Raw genomic sequence first — 1,705 nt, 5'->3', positions numbered from 1 at the left:
CGCCGCTGCCCGAAGGCGAGGACGTCGGTATCGGTGACGCCGTAGTCGGGCAGATTAAAGAGGACGGTGGCAGCATCGGGGCGCGGGGAAGTAGGCTCGATCAAGCTCTAGCTCCTGACTCTTGATGAATGCGTAGAGAACATCCATCACAGCAGGGCTACGAGCCCTTCAGCTTTCAAGACACGGAATCCGTTTCACCACGAACCACGGAGAGCCCTCAACAGGGACCATTTAAGCTAGGTATGTCGGAAACCATGTCGCAGGAAACCAGGGTCTGTGTCTGTCCGCTACTTGGCTATATTGCCGGGACCCGGGCTTTGGAAGGCCGTCAAAATTTGTCGTCGAGCTCGACGAAATCAGCCGCGCCCCGAACAGTGGACAACAGAGGAACACGAATTCATTGCCTGCGATCCCGCCAGCATCGAAAGCTCGTTGCTCTCCGGATCGCCTCCCACCAAGTCAACGACACGCCTGCGCCAAGAAAAGAGAACGAGGCATGGTCCGTAAAGCACCTGACGTCGTAGACAATCGCAGCTGCCTGGCGGATCCAACAGAGGCTTAGTAAATTGACCGTTCGGTCGCGGTGTCATGCCCTGGACCATCCCCCATCCCTCCACGAGTGGGGGTCTTGAAGACGCCAGCCGGACTCGTCAAGGACCCGGTCATGGTCAGCTGCCGACAAGTCTTTCGGTGTAATCTGCCCTCCAGCGGCTCCTAAGGTCTGAAGTGCGGCAGTAGAGCAAAAAACTGACTCTTGAGTCTGGCAAGGGAGCATGCGAGCAAACCCGCTCATCAAGAGCACCCATCTCGAACACGACATCGTCCTCGGCGGCCACGACGTGCGGGCCTGGATGGCCCGGTGTGAGTCATCGATCCGAAGGCTGTCGCTTTGGATAAACCGACCGGGGTTTCCCACAGCTCCAGCACCAGGGTCCTGGTCAGAACGGTGACCGGGAAGGCGCGCTCCAGGGCGGGGGAAGATCTACAGCAGCAGGGACCGCAGCCGGTTGATCGCCCGTGTGCATTCGTGGGTCAGGTCGCGTCGAAACCGGAGAGCGCCTTCAACGTCGCAAGCAATTCGCTGTCCTGGTCCACGGACCGCAGGGTGTGGGGCTTCGAACGTTGAGTCTTGATGTGGCTGGTCTGGGACTGGCTGGCAGGGTTGGTGCTGGAAGCCTCTTCCTGGCTGTGACTCAACACCCCCTCGGCCCGTTCGTGGGCCTTGGATCCGAATTGTCCGGTCAGGGGAATGGCGGCCAGTGCCTGCCTGGCCCACCCCGATGGCTTGATCAGAAGACTGCGCGGCCCCTTGGGGACTGTGGCTCATCACAGGAATGCCTCGGAGTGACCTTCACCCGGGCCGGCGTCCGGCCGCACCGCGCGGCCTGAAGCATCTGCCGGTTCCTGAGGAAGGAACCCCGGCCGCGATGAGAACTGTCGCATGCTCCCACCCGTTCGTCATCGGCGTGGACACCCACGCCCGCACACATACCTATGCCGTTATCGCTGCCAGCGGCGAGCATCTGGGCATCCAGGCCTTCCCGAATACCCACGCCGGCAGGAACCGTGCGATCGCCCTTGGGTCGCACGCCGCACTGGCGGCGACCTCGGTGCCTTGTGGGTCATCGAGGGCGCCGGCAGCTACGGGGCCCTGCTCACGGGCACCGTCGGAAGGGCGGGGTACCGGTTCGTTGAAGCCCCTAGG

The 1,705-nt window shown here is 62.1% G+C and carries 1 protein-coding gene and 1 pseudogene; one reads left to right on the top strand and one right to left on the bottom strand.

Translation table 11 applies throughout. From position 1 onward, the window contains the following. Positions 1–1,032 precede the first annotated feature (1,032 nt). Positions 1,033–1,200 (bottom strand): hypothetical protein, encoded by a 168-nt coding sequence (locus AHiyo1_RS25885; RefSeq protein ID WP_216363329.1) that lies wholly within the window; start codon positions 1,198–1,200, stop codon positions 1,033–1,035. A 227-nt stretch (positions 1,201–1,427) separates the two neighbouring features. Here AHiyo1_RS25885 and AHiyo1_RS25880 point away from each other — a divergent pair. Then, positions 1,428–1,705 (top strand): annotated as a pseudogene (locus AHiyo1_RS25880) (IS110 family transposase); the annotation flags it as partial.

It is taken from the genome of Arthrobacter sp. Hiyo1, assembly GCF_001263615.2.
GTDB lineage: Bacteria > Actinomycetota > Actinomycetes > Actinomycetales > Micrococcaceae > Arthrobacter.
This window is presented reverse-complemented; position numbering and strand designations above follow the sequence as displayed.